Raw genomic sequence first — 19,660 nt, forward strand, 5'->3', positions numbered from 1 at the left:
GTGCCGTCTTCTGAATTAAGCTTTCATTTTGCTCACGCCAACGGGTTTCCAGCGTCATGCTACAACGCCATGTTTTCAAGTTTGCCTGATACATTTAATCGCTTGCATGTGGAACGCTTTGGGCACGACCCTTTACTTCCTGTTAATGGCAACTGGCGAAACCAAGTAACAGAACTTATACGCCATATAAAAAACGAAAACACCGATGAACGTGGCGTGTATGGCGTTGGGCACTCGTTTGGAGCTGTCATCACTTACATGGCAGCCTGCGAAGCCCCCGAGCTTTTTCGCGGCATCATTTTGTTCGACCCACCGCTGGTAGTGGGCCCGCTTAGCTACTTTTTTAAGTTTGCTAAGCATACTCCCTTAATTAACAAGCTAACGCCGGCAAAGCTGGCACAAACGCGAAACGCCAAATGGCCACTGAATACCGACATGGAAGCGTACTTTCACGGAAAAGCTTTATTCAGAGACATGGATAAGCGCTGCGTGCGCGATTACGTAAAGGCCGTAACTGCACAGAAAGGTGATGCTATATCGCTTACATTTCGTGCCGATGTAGAGGCTGAGTTATTTAGAAACGTACCTCACAACCTAGGAAAGTATAAGGGCAAGCTGAAGTGCCCAGCATTACTGGTCACAGGAGAAAAAAGTAATGTGTGTAAACCACAGATGTATAGCCGACTGATGCAGCACAACAAAATAAATCACAAAGTCATGGCAGGTGGTCACATGTTTCCACTTGAGCACCCAGAGGCGGTAGCAGAACTTGTTGCTGCTACCTTGAAACAGTGGAATGAAAGTTAGTCTAAAGAGGTGGTCTTTGCAAGGCCGCCTACAGGCTGCCCCAACATCTCACGGGTAACTAACACCACACCTTTTTCCGACACGCGAAAGCCTCGAGCGCGGTCTTCATCGTGGTCGTAACCAATTGTAGTGCCCTCAGGTACAACGCAGCCTCTATCAATAATAACGCGCTTAAGCTTGCAGTGACGTTTTATCTCCACGTCGGGCAGTATTACGGCATCTTCAATTAGCCCGTATGAGTGCACTCGCACGTTTGAAAAACAAATTGATGAGCGCAGGGTTGACCCTGAAATAATACAGCCCCCTGAAACCACAGAGTTAATCGCTTCACCGCGTCTATCATGATCTTCCCAAACAAACTTGGCGGGGGGCAATTGCTCTTGATATGTCCAAATAGGCCATTTTCTGTCGTATAAGTTCAGTTGCGGTACGGGGGCAACCATTTCCATGTTTGCTTCCCAAAAAGAGTCAATAGTACCAACATCGCGCCAATAAGCGTTGTCACCACCACTTTTCTCGAAAGGGAAGGCGTAAACAGGGTGGTCTTTGATGATTGAGGGTATTATATCTTTGCCAAAATCTCTCTGAGACCCCATTTTTTCCGCGTCTTTTCTCAACTGCTCAAATAAAAACTCAGTGTCGAAAACATAATTTCCCATAGACGCTAAGCAGCGGCTACTATCGTGAGGAAGTGGCGTGGGAGTAGCGGGCTTTTCTTCAAAGCCGTTAATTCGATAGTTTTCATCTACCGACATAACGCCAAATGCACCTGCTGCTTCTTCTACCGGCACAGACATACATGAAACCGTCATCTTGGCTCCAGACTCTTTGTGCTGCGCCAACATATCACCATAGTCCATACGGTAAATATGGTCGCCAGACAAAATCATCACGTATTTGGGAAGTTCATCGCGAATGATGTCGATGTTTTGAAACACCGCGTCGGCTGTGCCTTCATACCAGCTGTCTGAAAAACGCTGTGAGGCAGGTAGTATTTCTACAGACTCTCCAAGCTCTTTTTTAAAGTGCCCCCAACCACGCACTAAATGACGTATTAGCGAGTGCGACTTATACTGCGTGACTACGCCTATGCGTCTAATGCCGCTGTTTACACAATTAGAAAGCGGGAAGTCGATGATGCGAAACTTGCCCCCAAAATACAAAGCAGGTTTTGCTCGCCAGTTGGTAAGCTCGTGCAATCTTGAGCCTTTTCCGCCTGCGAGAATAAGCGCATAGGTATCGCGAGTTAAATTACTGATGTAACGAGAGCTTTGGTCTGCCATTCTCTAATAACTCCTGTAATAAAGTGACAACGATTTAGGGATAGTTTTGTAATAGGAAAATGAAGGTATGCGATAATTGGCGCCGTACATGAAATTTCCTTGTACCACCTGTTATTGCGAGTCACAAATAACAACAGCGTAGTGGGTTTCGTGATAACCTAAATCCATATTACACAAGAAATTTTAGATTAAAAGCGCGATTTTTCGCCTTTGTAATTTAATCGTTAATTTTTTTAAGGGAATGTTTCTTTATGTCTTCAAAACAAGCCGTTATTTTCGATCATGATGGTGGAATAGATGACCTACTTTCGCTACTTTTACTCCTTCGTTTGCCGAATATAGAAGTAATTGGTGTAAGTATAACACCTGCAGATTGTTACCCTGATGATGCACTGCTGAGTACAAAAAAAATTCTCAACCTAACCAATAATTCGCATATACCGGTTTGTGTTGGCAAGTGTGTTGGGCCAAATCCGTTTCCACCAGAGTGGCGTGCGCAACCAAAAATGTGCCATGCAGTGCCCGTCATGTTAAGAACATCTAGTGACGGTATAAAGGTGATTGATCAACCTGCTCACATCTGGATGAAAAAAATGATAGAGCAACATTCGTCGAAAGTGACGGTGCTTATGACGGGTCCTGCTACTAATCTCGCTGGCGCGATTGAGCTTGCGGGTGGTGAGCCTGCGTTTGTTGATAATGTTGAACGTGTAATATGGATGGGTGGTGCTATCGATGTTAAGGGCAATGTTGCAATGCATGACCATAACGGCACGGCGGAGTGGAATGCTTACTGGCACCCTGACGCCACAGCAACATTAATTAATAGTTCACTGCCGGTGTTGCTTGTACCTTTAGACGCCACTAATGCCTTGCCGGTAAGTTGGCCTTTTCTAACATCACTAGCGAAAGTACAAAGCCCAGTATCTGATTTAGCTGGACAGTTTTGGGCAGCAACAGTAACGGCAATTCCGTCGTATGAATTCACTTACTTCTTGTGGGACGTGCTTTCTACTTGCATTGTTGCGCTACCAAACGAGCATTTTAAGGTCGATACCGCAATGCTAGCAGTAGGCACTAACACGCCTAATGCGGGTCAAATTTACCGTGTAGATAGAAATTTAGACAGTGGACTCGGCGAAGGAGACGGAACGCCCCACGGTAGCGAATTTAAGGGCAGAGAAGTATCTTGGGTATCAGAGGTTAATGCTGATTTTGTAAGGCAGATGGTAATTCATTTCCTAAGCGGTGAATTTACTCAGCCGCCAGTGACATTTGTTAATTAAATGTTATATTTGATGCAATGAACAAATTCGGAGGTGCGAATGGGCGCATTAAAAAAGCTGTTAGTCTTTGTTGGCGTGGTTATAGTTGTATTCGTTGCAAGTAGTTTTCTTATTCCTAAAGACTACACAGTAGAGCGTTCTATCACGATTGATGCTGATCCTAGTGAAGTATATCCGTACGTTGTCGATTTGAGGGAATGGCAGAAGTGGGGGGTATGGTTTCAACGCGACCCCAATATGGAGTTAAATTATTCTGGCCCCGACCGTGCTATCGGCATGCGCTCTGAGTGGAAGAGTGAAACCGAAGGCAACGGTGAAATGGAGATTACCCAGTTAGAGCACAACAAACGGGTTCTATACAGTTTATATTTCCCCGAGTTTGATATGGGCTCTACAGGTGTACTGGATATAAAGCAGGTAGACAATGGAACGCAAGTTACCTGGACTGATGCTGGTAGTGTAGACAATAACCCAGTGAATCGATTCTTCGTTTTATTTATTGATAGCTTGATTGGCCCAGACTTCGAAATGGGTTTAGAAAATCTCAAAACGTTGGTGGAGAACAAAGGGTAGGTAATTGATCTGCGTCAACATTTTAACAGTATAATTCTCACTACAGGTAGTTTACGACCCCGCTGGTTTACAATTCAAGTAAATGGGGAAATATCACTCAACAAATAAGCGAGCTTTTGCCATTGGCTATCAACAAAAAGCAACGTTTAATAGCAGGCTTGTCGCTCAACAAGCTTGCTGACCTTCTTATTTCGACAAAGACAACGCTAACCGCTCTGATGCTCGCATTCGGGGCGCCCACATGGATGATAGTGTGGCTTGTACCCATTAGAGAGTCAGGCGCGTTATTACCTCAGGCATTTATCAGCTATTACCTTAGACAGCACAAACAGCGCCATGTTGTATGGCGGTTGGGAATAACAATGCAAGCTTGCAGTGTTGTAGGAATTTTATTGGCTGCGCTGTTTTTTGAGGGCGCGATAGCGGGGGGCGCAGTGTTGTTTTCTCTGGCCCTTTTAAGTATTGGGCGCTCTGCGTGCTCACTTACAGTAAAAGACATGGAAGCTGATGTTGCCCAAAAAGGAGAGCGCGGTAGCTTGATAGGTATTGCGTCAACAGTGTCGGGCTTTGCAACATTGGCAGTCGCCGTTCCTTTGTTTATGTTCAACGACTCTTTAGGCACTGTTGCTCTGGCGGCGCTAATCGGATTTAGTGCACTGATATTTATAGCTACGCTTTTTTGTATGTGGCCTATAAAAACGTCAGTTCAATCTAATGAAGAAACTGGCAACATCATTAGTGTTAACTTTGATAGCACGGTGTACAAGTTCATATTCGTGAGAGGCTTGTTTGTACATTCAGCGTTAGTAGCGCCGTATTTTATGGTGCAAAAGGGTGATAACGTCAGTGAGTTACTTCCCATTTATATCGCTGCAGAGGCGCTAGCAGCATTGCTTTCGTCATTTATATGGGGAAAAGTGGCTGATAAAAGCGCAAAGCTAACTCTTCAAATAGCTGGTGGACTGGCGTTAACAGCTTGCGTGGGGTTACTACTTATAACAAACAACTCGCTGATCGTGTCTGCTATTTTATTTTTTGTACTTTCTATTGCTCATGCTGGTGTAAGAACGGGAAGAAAAACCTACAGTTTAGATGTGAAAGAAGGTCAAGAGCGTACAGAGTTAGTGGGCTTTTCAAATACCGCTATTGGTTTAATTCTTTTAGCGTTTGGTAGCCTTTATGCAGTAATAACACCGCTCATCTCGTTTTCTGTAGTGTATCTTATGTCTGGACTGTTACTTGCTGCTCTGGTCTCCACCGTTATTTTACCCAAAGAAAAATGAACAAAGCAGACATAAAAAAGCCAGCATGCGTAAAACGACATTGCTGGCTTTTTGCTGTTTTTACCTATGAGCTGCTTCTTGAAGGTGTTTACTTGGGTAATACACCTATTTACCTAAAAGCGCACTAGCAACTTTTGATACAGGTGGTCTGTTAAGCAGTTTTTCAACAAACTGTGATGTAGCGAGCAGTTGCTGCATATCTACGCCACTTGATATTCCCATTCCGTTTAGCATGTAAACCACATCTTCTGTAGCAACGTTACCGCTTGCACCTTTTGCATATGGGCAACCACCTAAACCTGACACTGCAGAGTCGATAGTTGCTACGCCGTACTCCAACGCAGTATACAAATTCACAAGCGCCTGTCCGAAAGTATCATGAAAGTGGGCTGCTGTGACTGAAACCGGAATATGCTTTAGTACTTCATCTAATAAAAGCTTAGTTGCACCCGGAGTGCCTGTTCCTATCGTATCGCCAAGGGAAATTTCATAACACCCCATGTCTAACAGGGTTTTAGACACATTAGCTACGGCGCTAGGGCTTATCTCGCCTTCATACGGGCACCCCATAACACAAGACACATAACCACGTACCGGAATGTTACGCGTTTTTGCCAGTTCAATAACCGGCTCGAAACGATGTAAACTTTCAGCAATACTGCAGTTAATGTTTTTCTGTGAGAATGATTCAGACGCAGCGCCAAATACTGCCACTTCGTCAACACCAGCTTCAAGGGCTGCCTCTAAGCCTTTCATATTCGGCGTAAGCGCCGAATATTGAATAGACGGTGTGCGCGATATCTTCTCGAACACTGCACCTGAGTCAGCCATTTGTGGCACCCATTTAGGCGAAACAAAGCTACCAGCTTCAATGCGCTTAAGGCCTGTTTTCGACAGCATATTAACCAGCGTGACTTTATCGTCAGCGCTTACAATTTGCTTTTCGTTTTGCAGGCCGTCACGAGGGCCAACTTCAACAATGCTGACTTGGCTTGGAAAGCTCATAGTTACTCCTTTTCGCTACCGGCGAACGACAACAAAGTAGCGCCGCCATCAACAAGTTCGCCGGCTTTAAAGTAGAAGCTTTCAACCATGCCGTCTTCAGGTGCAACAATGCTGTGCTCCATTTTCATTGCTTCCATAATCAGGATAGGCTCGCCTTTTTCTACCTTCTGGCCTGGCTCTACAAGCAGAGCAACAATGGTACCGTTCATAGGTGCGTTAAAATTAGCGTCTTGGTTGGCATCACTGTCATCGCCCAATGAAGGCAACACAACGCTAAAGCTGCTGTGAGTTTCATTGTTGAATAAAGTAAAGCGTCCGTCTTTTTCAGCAAAGTGATACTGCGTTTTATACCCGTCCACTTCTGCGTTAAGTATTAGGTCACCGTCAGGTGATGCACTTAGGCTTCCCATAACTTCAACATTTACATCATCGAAAGACACCTGCCACGCTAATGGGTGAGTGGTTTTGGAATGTGTGATGTTGAATTCCTGCGTGTCAGCCTCACCACCAAAATCAAGCGTCAGCGTTTCGCTGTGCGCCATATTGGCACGCCATGCGCCTGCAGAGCGCCAAACAGGAAGGTGTCGAGCAGTTTCGCTTTGTTTAGCCTTCATGGTGTTTTCGCGATGCAGCAAAGCCAGTAACGCTATAGTGGGCAGTGTTATTCGCTTGTGGTGATCACTAACTTCGGCTTTTGCGAATAGTGCATCATGGTGCTTCTCAACAAACGTGGTTGTAAGTTCTGCATTTACAAATGCTTCGTTGCTTGCCACGCGCTTCAGAAACTCAATGTTGGTAGAAACACCTTCGATATGATAGTTGCCCAACGCATGCAGCAAGCGCTTAAGGGCGACTTCACGTGTTTCACCCTTGACCACCAGCTTGGCAATCATTGGGTCGTAAAATACGCTTACTTCGTCGCCTTGCTCAACACCAGTGTCTACGCGAACAACGTCGCTTTCTTCTGGGGTTTTAAGTAGATGAAGCGTGCCTGTTGAAGGTAAGAACTCATTGTTTGGATCTTCAGCATAAATACGTGCTTCAAAAGCATGACCTGTCAGGGTAAGTTCATCTTGTTGCTTCGGAATAGGCTTTCCTTCAGCAATGGTCAACTGCCACTGAACCAAGTCTTCATTCGTGATCATTTCGGTAACAGGGTGTTCAACCTGTAGACGCGTATTCATCTCCATAAAATAGAACGAGCCGTCTTCATCAAGAAGAAATTCTACAGTACCAGCACCAACATAATTAATGGCCTTCGCTGCAAGAATTGCGGCTTCACCCATCTTCTCACGGATATCTTGAGACATGTTAGGCGCTGGGGCTTCTTCAATGATCTTTTGGTGACGACGCTGTACCGAACAATCTCGCTCAAACAGGTATACACCATTTCCTAGAGTGTCGCAGAATACTTGAATTTCAACGTGACGAGGGCGAGTTAAATATTTTTCAACCAACATGTGGTCGTCACCAAAGCTTGCCATCGACTCGCGTTTAGCGGCATTCAGTGCAGCGGAGAACTCTTTTTCATTCCACACCTGACGCATGCCTTTACCGCCACCACCAGCAGCCGCTTTAAGCAGCACTGGGTAACCCATGTCATCGGCTGCGGCTTTTAATACTGCTTCGTCCTGATCGTCACCATGGTAGCCGGGCACCAACGGTACACCTGCATTTTCCATGATGTGTTTTGCAGCTGATTTTGACCCCATCGCTTCTATTGCCGAAGCAGGTGGGCCTACAAAAATGATGTTGTTTTTGGAACAAAGGTTGGCGAAATCGGCATTTTCCGATAAGAAACCATAGCCAGGGTGAATAGCATCTACGCCAAGCTGCTTCGCTTTTTCGATAATAAGTTCACCGCGTAGGTAGCTTTCTTTGGACGGCGATGCGCCTAAATAAACCGCCTCGTCAGCCATTTTAACGTGTCGTGCTTGGGTATCTGCATCTGAATAAACAGCAACCGTTTTTACACCAAGCGCTTTTGCAGTTTTAATTACGCGGCAGGCAATTTCACCACGGTTTGCAATGAGTAGTTTATTAATCATGTTATTTCTCCACGCCTGCTTCTGGATTGGTTTTTTGCTCAATCCAATTCGCACTGCGCTTTTCTAAAAACGCGCCAAGCCCTTCTTGACCTTCTTCTGATGTACGCACGTGTGCAATAAGTTTACTGGTGGCAGTAAGTAGGTCGTTATTGATAGGTTGAGAAGCAACCCATTGAACAAGGGCTTTAGATTGAGAAACAGCCTGTGGACCATTTTTCGTTATATTCGAAATCAAATCATCAATAGTACTGTCTAGTTCGTCTTCTGTTACGGCCTCGCTAAGCAGGCCTAGACGACGAGCGCGTCGAGCAGAGAACACTTCAGCCGTTTGGAAGTAACGGCGACAAACACGTGCACCCATAGCTTCAACAACATAAGGGCTTATAGTGGCTGGAATAAGGCCAATTTTCACTTCGCTTAAACAGAACTTGCTTAATTTGCTGCCAACAGCAATGTCGCAGCACGCTATTAAGCCAACAGCGCCGCCAAATGCAGCACCTTGAACACGCGCAATGGTTGGTTTAGGCAGAGTGTAAAGCGTTTGAAGCATGGTCGCTAAGCCCATCGCATCCTGCTCGTTTTGCTCTTGGGTATAGCCAGCCATTTTCTTCATCCAGTTCAGGTCTGCGCCTGCACTGAAGCTTTTTCCTTTTGCTTGAAGAATTACGGCGCGAACGCTGTCGTCCTCGCCTGCTTTTTTAAATAGGCGAGTTAATTCGGCAATCATCTCGTCATCGAAAGCGTTGTGCTTTTCTGCGCGATTAAGGGTTACGATTGCCACATTGCGTTCGTCAATTTCGTAGGTTACTGCTTGTTCCATAATCTTTGCTCCTACATTCTGAAGATACCGAACTCGGTATCTTCAATTGGCTTGTTCAGTGCGGCAGAAAGTGATAGCCCTAGCACAAGGCGTGTATCGGCAGGGTCGATAACACCGTCATCCCATAAACGTGCAGAGGCGTAGTAAGGGTGGCCTTGTTTTTCGTAAGTATCGATAACAGGCTGTTTAAAGGCTTTTTCTTCCTCTTCGCTCCACGTTTCACCGGCGCGCTCTTTTTGGTCGCGTTTAACCTGTGCTAATACGCCGGCAGCCTGTTCGCCTCCCATTACCGAGATTCGCGCATTGGGCCACATAAACAAGAATCGAGGGTCGTATGCTCGTCCGCACATACCGTAGTTACCTGCACCGAAACTACCGCCAATTAACACAGTAAGCTTAGGTACATTGGCACACGCTACCGCTGTTACCATTTTGGCGCCGTGTTTTGCTATACCGCCATGCTCATACTGCTTACCCACCATAAAGCCGGTAATATTTTGTAAAAACACTAGTGGAATTTTTCGCTTAGCACACAGCTCAACGAAGTGAGCACCTTTAAGTGCGCTTTCACCGAATAAGATACCGTTGTTAGCTACTATGCCTACTGGGTATCCAAAAATGCGGGCAAAACCACAAACTAGTGTTGTGCCATACAAAGGTTTGAACTCGTCGAAATCAGAGTCATCTACAACACGCGCGATTATTTCCCGTACATCAAAGGTTTGACGACTGTCGGCAGGCACAATACCGTAAATCTCTTTGCTGTCGTAACGGGGTGGTTTTACTTCAGCCACTTCAACGCATTCTGGTTTTCTGCGGTTAAGTCGAGATACGGCGTTTCGTGCAAGTGTTAATGCGTGCTGGTCGTTGTTAGCAAGGTGATCGGCTACGCCCGATATACGAGTGTGCACATCACCACCTCCAAGCTCTTCGGCTGTCACTACTTCACCGGTAGCAGCTTTAACAAGCGGTGGACCACCCAAGAATATAGTGGCTTGTTCTTTAACGATAATGCTTTCATCTGCCATTGCTGGTACATAAGCGCCACCTGCGGTACACGAACCCATTACCACTGCAATTTGTGGAATGTTTTTCGCCGACATATTCGCTTGGTTGAAGAAGATTCGCCCAAAGTGCTCTCGGTCGGGGAATACATCGTCTTGACGGGGTAGGTTAGCACCGCCCGAGTCGACTAAATATATGCAGGGTAGGTTGTTTTGCTCAGCAATGGTTTGTGCGCGAAGGTGCTTTTTGACAGTAAGCGGGTAATACGTACCGCCTTTTACGGTAGCGTCGTTCGCAACAATCATGCACTCAACGCCATTTACCACACCAATACCGGCTACCACACCAGCGCAGGGTACATAATCGTCGTACACTTCCCAGGCAGCTAGCTGCCCAATTTCTAAAAACGGTGTGTCATCATCAATAAGCGCATTGATGCGATCGCGAGGCAGCAGCTTTCCACGTGATACGTGCCTTTCTGCTGCTTTTTCGCCGCCGCCTTGAGTAATTTGATGAATTTTTTCGAGTAGGTCGTCTACTTGTGCTTGCATTGCCTTGGTATTGGCAACGAAGGTGTCAGATTTTACATTTATTGTAGAGCGAAGAACGGGCATAACCCCTCCTTGTGTGACAGCCCTATTGAATAGGGCTGTGTTGTCGTCCGGTACTTAACATTTGCGCTATGGCACTGTTAAGGGTTGTCGTCGCGATACAGCATAGTGTTTATCTAATACTGTTTTTGGGCTGCTCGCGATTGGTTTTTATTTTGATTCGTTGAATAACTCGCGACCAATAAGCATACGGCGAATTTCTGATGTCCCTGCGCCAATTTCATATAGCTTGGCATCACGGAGAAGGCGACCTGTTGAATATTCGTTGATATAGCCGTTGCCGCCTAGAAGTTGAATTGCATCTAGCGCCATTTTGGTTGCCAGTTCAGCAGAATATAGAATAGCGCCCGCAGCATCTTTACGTGTGGTTTCACCACGGTCGCAAGACTTAGCCACTGCATACACATACGCTCGTGCGGCGTTCATCTGAGTGTACATGTCAGCCACTTTGCCTTGAACAAGTTGGAACTGGCCAATAGATTGACCAAACTGTTCGCGGTCGTGAATGTAAGGTACCACTACATCCATGCACGCTTGCATAATGCCCAGTGGGCCACCTGACAACACTAAGCGCTCGTAATCAAGGCCGCTCATAAGTACGCGAACACCTTCACCTTCGTTACCGATGACGTTTTCTGCTGGTACTTCACAGTCTTCAAACACAAGTTCACACGTATTTGAAGAACGCATACCCAGCTTGTCGAGTTTTTGTGCACGACTAAAACCAGGAAAATCGCGTTCTACGATAAACGCAGTAATGCCGCGAGGCCCTGCGTTTGGATCTGTCTTTGCGTAAATAACGAAGGTATGTGCGTCTGGACCGTTTGTGATCCACATTTTGTTGCCGTTAAGAATGTATTTGTCACCACGTTTTTCGGCACGTAGTTTCATGCTTACCACATCTGAGCCCGCATTTGGCTCACTCATTGCCAACGCACCAATGTGTTCACCAGAAACCAGCTTCGGCAAGTACTTTTCTTTTTGCGCTTCATTTCCATTTTTGTAAATCTGATTCACGCAAAGGTTAGAGTGAGCACCATAGCTCAATCCGATGCCTGCAGATGCACGACTGACTTCTTCCATCGCAACAGTGTGTGCAAGGTAGCCCATATCTGAACCACCGTATTGCTCAGAAACCGTAACACCTAACAATCCCATGTCGCCAAGTTTAGTCCATAGCTCGTTGGGAAACTGGTTATCAGCGTCAGCTTTCTCAGCAAGCGGTGCAATTTCATTTTGTGCAAATTGGTAAACCTGGTCACGCAACATATCAATGTCTTCACCAAGTCCGAAGTTAAGAGTAGGGTAAACGGTATTCATGCAATTTTTCCTCGTTTGAGTTCTGCGAGTTCTTCGCGGCAACGTGCCTCTACGTCATCAAGTTCTGTCATCAGCATTTGAATATCTTCAAGCTGTTGATTAAGTACGGCACGTTTTTGTTCAGTCATTTCAAGCATGGCTTCTAACTGAACTGCCGAATTCGGGTTGCTGTCGTACATGTCGAACAGTGTTTTCACTTCCGCAAGTGAAAAGCCTAAGCGTTTCCCACGTAATATAAGTTTCAGTCTCACCCTATCTTTATTCAGATAGACGCGGTTTTGTCCCGTTCTTGAGGGAGACATCAGCCCTTGCTCTTCGTAAAACCTTATTGAGCGTGGCGTTATATCGAATTCGCGAGCAAGCTCACCAATTGCGTACGTGGTATCGTCGTCGTGCTTGTTCATACATATACCTTGTTTTATTCGCGTTCTTATCACTCAGCGCAATACACAAGCGTATTGATGAGTGAATACTTGTAACTTCCGTCCAATGCGTTGTGCTATTAAAACGCAGGGCACTTAAAACACTGGGCATATAAACGTTGGCTAGTACGAATGTGCTATGTAGCAGCTTTACACTGGCACGCTACACTTATGTGATGTTATGCGTAGCGTTTGCTTGACACATTTTTAGTACAGGTTTACGTTAACGTTAATTACAATTTACGTTAAGGTAAAGTAACATTTTGCTAACGTCAATTTTTCATGGTGCTAGGTGGGTGTTGGTACAAAAACAAGTGTTTAGTTTTGTATACATCTCGCATCATATGGCTAGCTAAGTTACTCAATTTATTTAATTAAGGGCACAATCATGAGTGGTGAATCAGTAGTAATCGTTGCAGCAAAACGCACTCCAATGGGTGGATTTAATGGCAGCCTGTCGTCTATGACAGCGACAGACTTAGGTAAAGTTGCCATTGAAGCGGCATGTGAAAACATTGATATGTCGGCCATTGATGAAGTTATCATGGGCTGTGTATTGCCTGCAGGTCTAGGCCAATCTCCAGCGCGTCAAGCATCTTTAGGGGCTGGCTTGCCGTTAAGCGCCGGTGTTACGACCATTAATAAGGTATGTGGGTCGGGCTTGAAAGCCGTTATGTTAGCCCACGACCTAATAAAAGCGGGCAGTGTTGAGACAGTTGTCGCTGGCGGTATGGAAAGTATGAGCAACGCGCCTTACATGCTGCCAAAGGCTCGTTCGGGTTACCGAATGGGGCACGGTCAGGTACTTGATCATATGATGCTTGATGGCCTTGAAAATGCTTACGACGGTAAAGCGATGGGCTGTTTTGCTCAAGATACTGCCGATGAAGAAAACATCACACGCGGCGACATGGATGAATTTGCTCTTAGCTCGCTATCAAAGGCAAACGATGCTATCAGCAACGGCACTTTCAATGACGAAATTGTGCCTGTGACCATGGCTACCCGTAAAGGGGAAGTAGTGGTAGATACTGATGAAGGTCCAGGCTCTGCGCGACCAGAGAAAATACCATCACTTCGACCTGCTTTTAAAAAGGATGGCACGGTTACAGCAGCAAATTCGAGTTCAATTTCTGATGGTGCAGCCGCACTTGTGGTAATGAGCGAATCAAAAGCAAAAGCACTAGGTTTAGCGCCACTTGCACGCATTGTTGCACATGCCACGCATTCTATTGAGCCAGAAAACTTTACTGTTGCTCCTGTTGGTGCCATGGAGAAAGTGCTCGATAAAGCGGGTTGGACGAAAGAAGACGTAGATTTATTTGAAATCAACGAAGCGTTTGCCATGGTAACCATGCTTGCTATTCAGAAGCTGGGACTTGACCAACACAAAGTTAATATAAAAGGCGGTGCGTGTGCTCTAGGTCATCCTATTGGTGCATCAGGTGCGCGTATTCTTGTAACTTTGTTGCATGCATTAAAGCAACAAGATGGCAAAAAAGGTATTGCTTCGTTGTGCATCGGCGGCGGAGAAGGCGTAGCACTTGCCGTTGAAATGCTGTAAGTATTAGTTACACCATGTAACAATATTTAACTTAACCTATGACACCGTATTGTGGTGTCATAGGGTTAAGGAAAAGTAATTCAATAAATAATAATGAAAATAAAGAACGTAACCCTAAAGTGCGTTGGTGTTTCAATGACAACGCTCATTACGCTTGGGGCCCTTCAAGGATGTACGAGTGCTGACAGTACTCCTAAGAGCAGCACTGTGAGTAATGAAAAGATTCGCATTGAAAAACCGTTCGCAGATACCATCGAAAAGGTATCTTCAGGCTTAACCCAAGTTGCCTACAAAGACTTAGCAACGCTTAGCACATCGCCCCCTTCTTCAGTCATCACTTATGGAGACGATCCACTCCAGCGAATTTATCACTGGCAAGCTGCAGGCGTGAATGAACGCCTTTCAGCGAGTGCTAGTGCCGTTATTTATATTCACGGCGGTTGCTGGTTAAACGCTTACGACTATACACATGCCAATGGTTTCTATCATGCACTAAAAGAAAAAGGCATGAATGTTTACGCTGTTGAATACCGTCGAACTGGCGATGATGGCGGCGGCTGGCCGGGAAGCCTTAACGATGTTAAATCGGGCATTGAAACCGCGCTTAAACACATTGCTGTAAAAAAACAGCATAGCAATGTGTTTGTGGTGGGGCATTCAGCAGGTGGACATTTGGCGCTATTAAGCACTGATGTACTGCAGAAACAATATGATGGCCTAAACATTAACGCGGTTGTTGGACTTGCTGCAATTACCGATATTACTTCTTACGCAAACGGTGATAATAGCTGTCAAAGCGCCACCAATTCATTTATGGCAGCAACACCAGAACAAGCCCCTGTAGCGTACTTTGATGCAACTCCAGTGATAACAAACGTTTCTTTACCGGTAGTGCTTCTTCAAGGTGATGCTGATAGCATCGTGCCTCAGAAGCATGCTTCTCTTGAAGGTGCAAAAGCGGTTATTATTGCAAACGGCGGCCACTTCGACTGGCTGCATTCTCAATCGACCTCGTTTAATGCGTTACTTGACGTTTTTGGTGAACATTATGAATAAGGTTTTTACTGCACAGCAGCTAGATGAAAAAGATCCGCTGCGTGAGAAAGTAAATGAATTTTCTCTTCCAAAAAATACGGTTTATCTAGACGGTAATTCACTTGGTGCGTTGCCTAAGGCAGCCAAAGAAAGAGCAAGCGACGTAGTAAATCGGCAGTGGGGAGAGGACCTTATTACCAGTTGGAATAAAAACGACTGGATTGCATTACCCCAGATAGTTGGCGATAAAGTGGGTGCACTTGTGGGTGCGAAGCAAGGTCAGGTTGTATGTTGTGATTCCATTTCGATAAACCTTTTTAAAGTGTTAAGTGCGGCAATTAAAATGCAGCCTTCAAGAAAGGTAATAGCCACTACACGCGATAATTTCCCCACTGATATTTATATGGTGCAGGGCTTAATCGACCTGCTGGGTGAAGAGTACAGTATTCGTTACATTGACGAGCACAATATAGAAAATGCTTTGACTGACGACATTGCAGTATTGATGCTTACGCAAGTGAATTTTCGCAGCGGCCATAAACTGAATATGAAACAGGTAACGGCTGAAGCCCAAAGAAAGGGTATTCTTACACTATGGGATCTTGCACATAGTGCAGGGGCGTTTGTTGTTGAACTGGATGATTGTAATGTGGACTTTGCCGTTGGTTGTACGTACAAGTACCTAAATGGTGGCCCAGGTGCACCTGCTTTTATTTATGTTGCAGAGCGTCATCAACAAGCCTACAAGCAACCTCTTTCAGGTTGGATGGGGCACAGTGCGCCTTTCGCCTTTTCACCCGACTACACACCAGATTCAAGCATCAAGCAAAATTTATGCGGTACACCCGGTGTGATAGGTATGAGTGTATTAGATGCTGCACTGTCTGTTTTTGATGGTATTTCTTTAAAAGCGATTGATGAAAAATCTAAAAAGCTTCAAGCATTTTTCATTGCTGAGGCGAAGCGAGAAGGGCTATCTTTACATTTCATCAATGTAAGCCCAGCCATTGAGCAAAGAGGAAGTCAGGTAGCGTTCGCACACGATGATGCCTATGCGATTTGTCAGGCATGGATAGACGAAGGCGTAATTGCAGACTTCCGTGCACCCAATATATTGCGTGTGGGATTCGCACCGCTTTATCTTACTTTCAGCGACATTGAATATGCGGTGAAGAAGCTAGCGCTTATCATGCGCGAGAAGCGATACGACAATCCTAAATATAAAGCACAGCAGCGAGTAACCTAAAGCCTATTGTGCTTACTGTTTATATGAGACGAATGTATTGTTATTGCTTTTTACGTCCTAACGTTTAATACTCCGTCGTTCGTTTTAGCTGTCCTCTATTATTGGTGTTTTTTGAAGCGCTTTTCGAAATCTATTTTGCTGTGTTGTATTCTGGTGTTAAGCGGTGTCTTTGGCACTGCTCTCTCGGTGGCGCAAACTAATCAAATTAACCCAGAATCACAAGAAGACTTGTTGTACTGCGTCGACCCCCACTGGGAACCTTATGAAGCTATAAAAAATGGCATTCATGTGGGTATCTCTGCACAGTATCTGCAGGTTATCGCTGAACTTTCGGGTTTGAATTTTACTTTAGTGCCAACAGAAAGTTGGCAGCAAAGCTTAGAATTTGTTCAGCAGGGCAAATGTCATGTGGTTCCGATGCTTAATACGTCAGATTACCGCAAGCAATTCCTCGCTTTTAGCAAACCGTATTTTGAAGCACCTAATGTGCTGGTTGCCAGACAGGGTACACCAATGCTTCAAGGCTACGGCGGCATTGGAAGTCGCACAATAGGGATTGTGCAAGGTTATCGTCAGGTTGAGTATATTTCTCGCTACTATCCTAGTTTACGCATTAAGCTTGTAGAATCGGAAAAAGAGGGTCTTACAAAGCTAGCTTCTGGCGATTTTGATGTGTTAGTTGGATCGCTTATGAGCGTGAACATGCATATCAATGATCTGAACCTGAATGAACTGGTCATAGTGGGATATGCTGAGCCTTTCGATTCACTTGCCTATGGTGTAAACAAATCATTTGCTCACTTGGTCGATAGACTCAATTATGCCATTGAGCGCATTCCAGAAGCGCGTAAAGTTCAAATTTATAAGCAGTGGAATAGCGTTAAAATTCGTCAAAGTAAAGACTACATTACGTGGGCTTTGGGCACTGCGCTTATTATGCTGGTTTTTTTAGTGTTAATAGTGCGACAGCGGTATAAACGTTTGTTCAAAAGCGTAGTGAAGCAAAAAAATTCAGAAATAGCGTCGCTTCAGGCAACATTGCAAGAGAAAAACAAAACAGTAGCGATACTGTCTGCGCACGACGCAGCTACTGGTCTGTATAATAGAAATCATATGATCCAGCGAGCAGAAGAAGAGATTTCTCGTTTTCATCGTTTTCATACCAGTGCTTCACTTATTATTGTGGAGCTAAGCTATCAAGTTTCGAGCGAAGATATAGATACAAGCGCAGTAGAAGAAGCTTTTAAAGTTGTGGCTGACAACTGTTTAAGCTCGGCGAGGGAAGTTGACGTAGTGTCGCGATTTAATACTGAGCAATTTGTAATCCTTTGCCCACAAACGCCGTTAGAGCCGTCAAAAATACTGGCAGAGCGACTACTATCAAGCTTGAGTAATGATGATGTTGTTCAAAAGCATTTTAGCGTTGCAGTGGGCATGGCGGAGCTGTTGGCTAGGGAAGATTTTAATGACTGGCTTGAGCGAACTACCAAAGCGCTCTACCAGTCTAAAAGGTTGGGTTACAACAACGTTGCTATAGCCGATTAATCTGGGCAATTTTGTTTCGAAGAGAGATAAATACCAGCCCAAAGCACTGGCGTTAAATACCCTTTTTAAACGATAGGGTCGTAGTGCCATTCGTGTGAGTCGTAATGCACTTTAACTCTCTCGAATTCTCGCTCAGATCGCCAACTTCTATTATTCAGCTTTGCTGAAACGCCGGGGTATAGACGTTTGTTAGCGATGAGTTTTATATCGGCCTGGTAGCTTTCTTTCGCCATTTTTACGATATTCGACTTGTTCTCAAGCCATTCCAACAACGCATTTTCATTATTAACTAGTTCCAATGCTTCTGCGACCTTATTCTGCAGTTCGCGAGGCACCTTCTTACTTTTAATTAAAGAAATTTTTTCTTTGTGCTTTAAATTATTTTCTCTTAGTTGTTTAAGCAGCTCATCTAGAGAGTCTTTTCTTTCCAAAAGTAAATTGAAGCCAGGGCTAAAGTCGACCTTAAGGGTGCTACCAGACACTGCCCCCAGTGTACCAGCTTCCACACGAGCTTGACCTACTATTTCACAAGCAAATAAATTACCCATTGGCTTATCAATTTGACCAACAATAACGGCACCGGCACAACGTAATCGACTGTAGGCTAACTGCCGTCCCACAGTAATATCGCCATTACACTGCACATCAATACCTTGGCCATGCTGAACGTGAATGCTACCTGCTGCAACAAGCTTGCACTGAAAGTCTCCTTGAGTATCGTTGACCTTGCCCATGGCGCCTTCAGTAATGATGATATCGCCACCAGACTCTATATATGCCGATTCCACAAAACCATTAATGGTTACGTCTCCTGACGCTTTAATCTCCATTTTTTCGGTGACATCACCATTTACCAGTACTGCGCCTTCGTAATTAACATGGCCTGAGCCTACGTTTACGCCGCTACATATGAAGGTGTCATCTACGGTCATGGTTTGATCTTTGTATTTAGGCATACCAGAGATGGCAGACATTAATAGGTTTGCGTCGCCGTCCGATACGACGGTGCCACCACCCATTTTGAAATCAACCCATTCACCTGCAACGGCATCTATTCTGTTACCTTTAACATCAAACCCTGATCGCCCCTGTGTTGGCGCTGTGCGCCGTAAAACGGGCGTGTTAATTTTAACGCAAATTACTTCACCTAGATTTCGCATATCAACGCGTTCGCCACTTCCAGTTTGAGGGCGCAGCACGCGCTCTAGCGCATTAGGTACAAGCGGTACAAATTTTGAATTCTTGCCGTTGCGTGCGGGCAGCCCTTTAGCTACCGTTTCTTCAATAATGGTTCCGGCTGGCGCTTGTTTTGCTTCTAAAAGCATCTGCTTAATAATTTTTGTGCTCAATCCGCGCTTAATTTTCTTTTTGGCTGCAAGCGATAGTACGGCATCAAGAGAGGGGAATTTGCCGCCATAGGGAGTGGTGAGTACAAGGTTAGCTCGCATGCCATCTTCCGGCACTCTAAATTCTACTTCAGCATTTTTACGCTCACCAATACGTTCGCTAACAACAGTGTCATCGTCTGTTTTGAAATAGTGATTGGCGGTATCGCATGCCGATTTTAACGCTTTTTCTGATACATAAAGCTGTTTAGTTTCGCCCTGTGACAGCGCTTCTCTAACTTCTTTAACATCTATTTCTTTTGAAAATGCCTTTGGCTCTAGCGTTAAATTAATATAAGTACGCGTATTGTCGAAGCTGATTGTTACGCCATCCATACTGTATACATCCCCTGAGTACTTTTTCTTATTATCTTTCTTATTATCGGCAGCCATTACTTTTTTGTGACTGTTCTTGTGCTGCT

At 45.1% G+C, this 19,660-nt stretch carries 16 protein-coding genes; 8 read left to right on the forward strand and 8 right to left on the reverse strand.

The genetic code is table 11. The features are described from left to right. Window positions 1–807: an alpha/beta fold hydrolase gene (locus V7R35_RS12200; protein WP_334015135.1), complete on the forward strand. Its 807-nt coding sequence runs from the start codon at window positions 1–3 to the stop codon at window positions 805–807. Here V7R35_RS12200 and glgC read toward each other — a convergent pair. Continuing rightward, entirely contained in the window at window positions 804–2,090 is a 1,287-nt protein-coding gene (gene glgC / locus V7R35_RS12205; RefSeq protein WP_334015136.1) for a glucose-1-phosphate adenylyltransferase, read from the reverse strand. The genes V7R35_RS12200 and glgC overlap by 4 nt on opposite strands. A gap of 251 nt (window positions 2,091–2,341) precedes the next feature. On the opposite strand from glgC, the gene V7R35_RS12210 reads away from it, so the two are divergent. The 3 genes from V7R35_RS12210 (at window position 2,342) to V7R35_RS12220 (ending at window position 5,232) form a co-directional block, all read left to right on the forward strand. Continuing rightward, window positions 2,342–3,376 carry a nucleoside hydrolase gene (locus V7R35_RS12210; RefSeq protein WP_334015137.1) on the forward strand — a complete coding sequence of 345 codons (1,035 nt, stop codon included), beginning with the start codon at window positions 2,342–2,344 and terminating at the stop codon, window positions 3,374–3,376. Between the two features lie 39 nt (window positions 3,377–3,415). Continuing rightward, complete coding sequence (locus tag V7R35_RS12215; protein ID WP_334015138.1) at window positions 3,416–3,949, forward strand: SRPBCC family protein; 534 nt, start codon at window positions 3,416–3,418, stop codon at window positions 3,947–3,949. 122 nt (window positions 3,950–4,071) lie between these two features. Beyond that, window positions 4,072–5,232: an MFS transporter gene (locus V7R35_RS12220; protein ID WP_334015139.1), complete on the forward strand. Its 1,161-nt coding sequence runs from the start codon at window positions 4,072–4,074 to the stop codon at window positions 5,230–5,232. A 105-nt stretch (window positions 5,233–5,337) separates the two neighbouring features. On the opposite strand, the gene V7R35_RS12225 is transcribed toward V7R35_RS12220, so the two are convergent. From V7R35_RS12225 to V7R35_RS12250, 6 genes are all read right to left on the reverse strand, one after another. Next, the gene (locus V7R35_RS12225) at window positions 5,338–6,237 is read right to left on the reverse strand and encodes a hydroxymethylglutaryl-CoA lyase (RefSeq protein ID WP_334015140.1); all 900 of its coding nucleotides are present in this window, start codon (window positions 6,235–6,237) and stop codon (window positions 5,338–5,340) included. Between the two features lie 2 nt (window positions 6,238–6,239). Then, complete coding sequence (locus V7R35_RS12230; RefSeq protein WP_334015141.1) at window positions 6,240–8,285, reverse strand: acetyl/propionyl/methylcrotonyl-CoA carboxylase subunit alpha; 2,046 nt, start codon at window positions 8,283–8,285, stop codon at window positions 6,240–6,242. A gap of 1 nt (window position 8,286) precedes the next feature. Further along, window positions 8,287–9,105 carry an enoyl-CoA hydratase/isomerase family protein gene (locus V7R35_RS12235; RefSeq protein ID WP_334015142.1) on the reverse strand — a complete coding sequence of 273 codons (819 nt, stop codon included), beginning with the start codon at window positions 9,103–9,105 and terminating at the stop codon, window positions 8,287–8,289. 11 nt (window positions 9,106–9,116) lie between these two features. Then, a complete protein-coding gene (locus tag V7R35_RS12240; RefSeq protein ID WP_334015143.1) occupies window positions 9,117–10,724 on the reverse strand; it encodes a carboxyl transferase domain-containing protein in 1,608 nt (535 codons plus the stop codon). 147 nt (window positions 10,725–10,871) lie between these two features. Next, window positions 10,872–12,041 carry an isovaleryl-CoA dehydrogenase gene (locus tag V7R35_RS12245; RefSeq protein ID WP_334015144.1) on the reverse strand — a complete coding sequence of 390 codons (1,170 nt, stop codon included), beginning with the start codon at window positions 12,039–12,041 and terminating at the stop codon, window positions 10,872–10,874. Continuing rightward, window positions 12,038–12,445 carry a MerR family transcriptional regulator gene (locus V7R35_RS12250; RefSeq protein ID WP_334015145.1) on the reverse strand — a complete coding sequence of 136 codons (408 nt, stop codon included), beginning with the start codon at window positions 12,443–12,445 and terminating at the stop codon, window positions 12,038–12,040. Before V7R35_RS12250 ends, V7R35_RS12245 begins: the two co-directional genes overlap by 4 nt. A 406-nt stretch (window positions 12,446–12,851) precedes the next feature. Between V7R35_RS12250 and V7R35_RS12255 the strand changes: the two genes are divergently transcribed. The 4 genes from V7R35_RS12255 to V7R35_RS12270 all read left to right on the forward strand — a co-directional run bounded on the left by V7R35_RS12255 (window position 12,852) and on the right by V7R35_RS12270 (window position 17,853). Then, window positions 12,852–14,027 (forward strand): thiolase family protein, encoded by a 1,176-nt coding sequence (locus V7R35_RS12255; RefSeq protein ID WP_334015146.1) that lies wholly within the window; start codon window positions 12,852–12,854, stop codon window positions 14,025–14,027. A 135-nt stretch (window positions 14,028–14,162) separates the two neighbouring features. Further along, window positions 14,163–15,083 carry an alpha/beta hydrolase family protein gene (locus tag V7R35_RS12260; RefSeq protein WP_334015147.1) on the forward strand — a complete coding sequence of 307 codons (921 nt, stop codon included), beginning with the start codon at window positions 14,163–14,165 and terminating at the stop codon, window positions 15,081–15,083. After that, window positions 15,073–16,308, forward strand: coding sequence for a kynureninase (gene kynU / locus V7R35_RS12265; RefSeq protein ID WP_334015268.1), 1,236 nt, complete (start codon window positions 15,073–15,075; stop codon window positions 16,306–16,308). Before V7R35_RS12260 ends, kynU begins: the two co-directional genes overlap by 11 nt. A gap of 186 nt (window positions 16,309–16,494) precedes the next feature. Next, window positions 16,495–17,853, forward strand: a complete 1,359-nt coding sequence (locus V7R35_RS12270) for a diguanylate cyclase (RefSeq protein ID WP_334015148.1) — start codon at window positions 16,495–16,497, stop codon at window positions 17,851–17,853. Between the two features lie 65 nt (window positions 17,854–17,918). Here the strand turns inward: V7R35_RS12270 and V7R35_RS12275 are convergent, their stop codons facing one another. Further along, window positions 17,919–19,574 carry a DUF342 domain-containing protein gene (locus V7R35_RS12275; protein ID WP_334015269.1) on the reverse strand — a complete coding sequence of 552 codons (1,656 nt, stop codon included), beginning with the start codon at window positions 19,572–19,574 and terminating at the stop codon, window positions 17,919–17,921. Between the last annotated feature and the right edge of the window lie 86 nt (window positions 19,575–19,660).

It is taken from the genome of Alteromonas sp. S167, from assembly GCF_036864375.1.
GTDB lineage: Bacteria > Pseudomonadota > Gammaproteobacteria > Enterobacterales > Alteromonadaceae > Alteromonas.

Excerpts from the sequence above, each read along its gene's own strand:
- glgC (WP_334015136.1), bottom strand. The coding sequence starts at position 2,090 with ATGGCAGACCAAAGCTCTCGTTACATCAGTAATTTAACTCGCGATACC.
- V7R35_RS12210 (WP_334015137.1), top strand. The coding sequence starts at position 2,342 with ATGTCTTCAAAACAAGCCGTTATTTTCGATCATGATGGTGGAATAGAT.
- V7R35_RS12215 (WP_334015138.1), top strand. The coding sequence starts at position 3,416 with ATGGGCGCATTAAAAAAGCTGTTAGTCTTTGTTGGCGTGGTTATAGTT.
- V7R35_RS12225 (WP_334015140.1), bottom strand. The coding sequence starts at position 6,237 with ATGAGCTTTCCAAGCCAAGTCAGCATTGTTGAAGTTGGCCCTCGTGAC.
- V7R35_RS12230 (WP_334015141.1), bottom strand. The coding sequence starts at position 8,285 with ATGATTAATAAACTACTCATTGCAAACCGTGGTGAAATTGCCTGCCGC.
- V7R35_RS12235 (WP_334015142.1), bottom strand. The coding sequence starts at position 9,105 with ATGGAACAAGCAGTAACCTACGAAATTGACGAACGCAATGTGGCAATC.
- V7R35_RS12240 (WP_334015143.1), bottom strand. The coding sequence starts at position 10,724 with ATGCCCGTTCTTCGCTCTACAATAAATGTAAAATCTGACACCTTCGTT.
- V7R35_RS12245 (WP_334015144.1), bottom strand. The coding sequence starts at position 12,041 with ATGAATACCGTTTACCCTACTCTTAACTTCGGACTTGGTGAAGACATT.
- V7R35_RS12250 (WP_334015145.1), bottom strand. The coding sequence starts at position 12,445 with ATGAACAAGCACGACGACGATACCACGTACGCAATTGGTGAGCTTGCT.
- V7R35_RS12255 (WP_334015146.1), top strand. The coding sequence starts at position 12,852 with ATGAGTGGTGAATCAGTAGTAATCGTTGCAGCAAAACGCACTCCAATG.
- V7R35_RS12260 (WP_334015147.1), top strand. The coding sequence starts at position 14,163 with ATGACAACGCTCATTACGCTTGGGGCCCTTCAAGGATGTACGAGTGCT.
- V7R35_RS12275 (WP_334015269.1), bottom strand. The coding sequence starts at position 19,574 with ATGGATGGCGTAACAATCAGCTTCGACAATACGCGTACTTATATTAAT.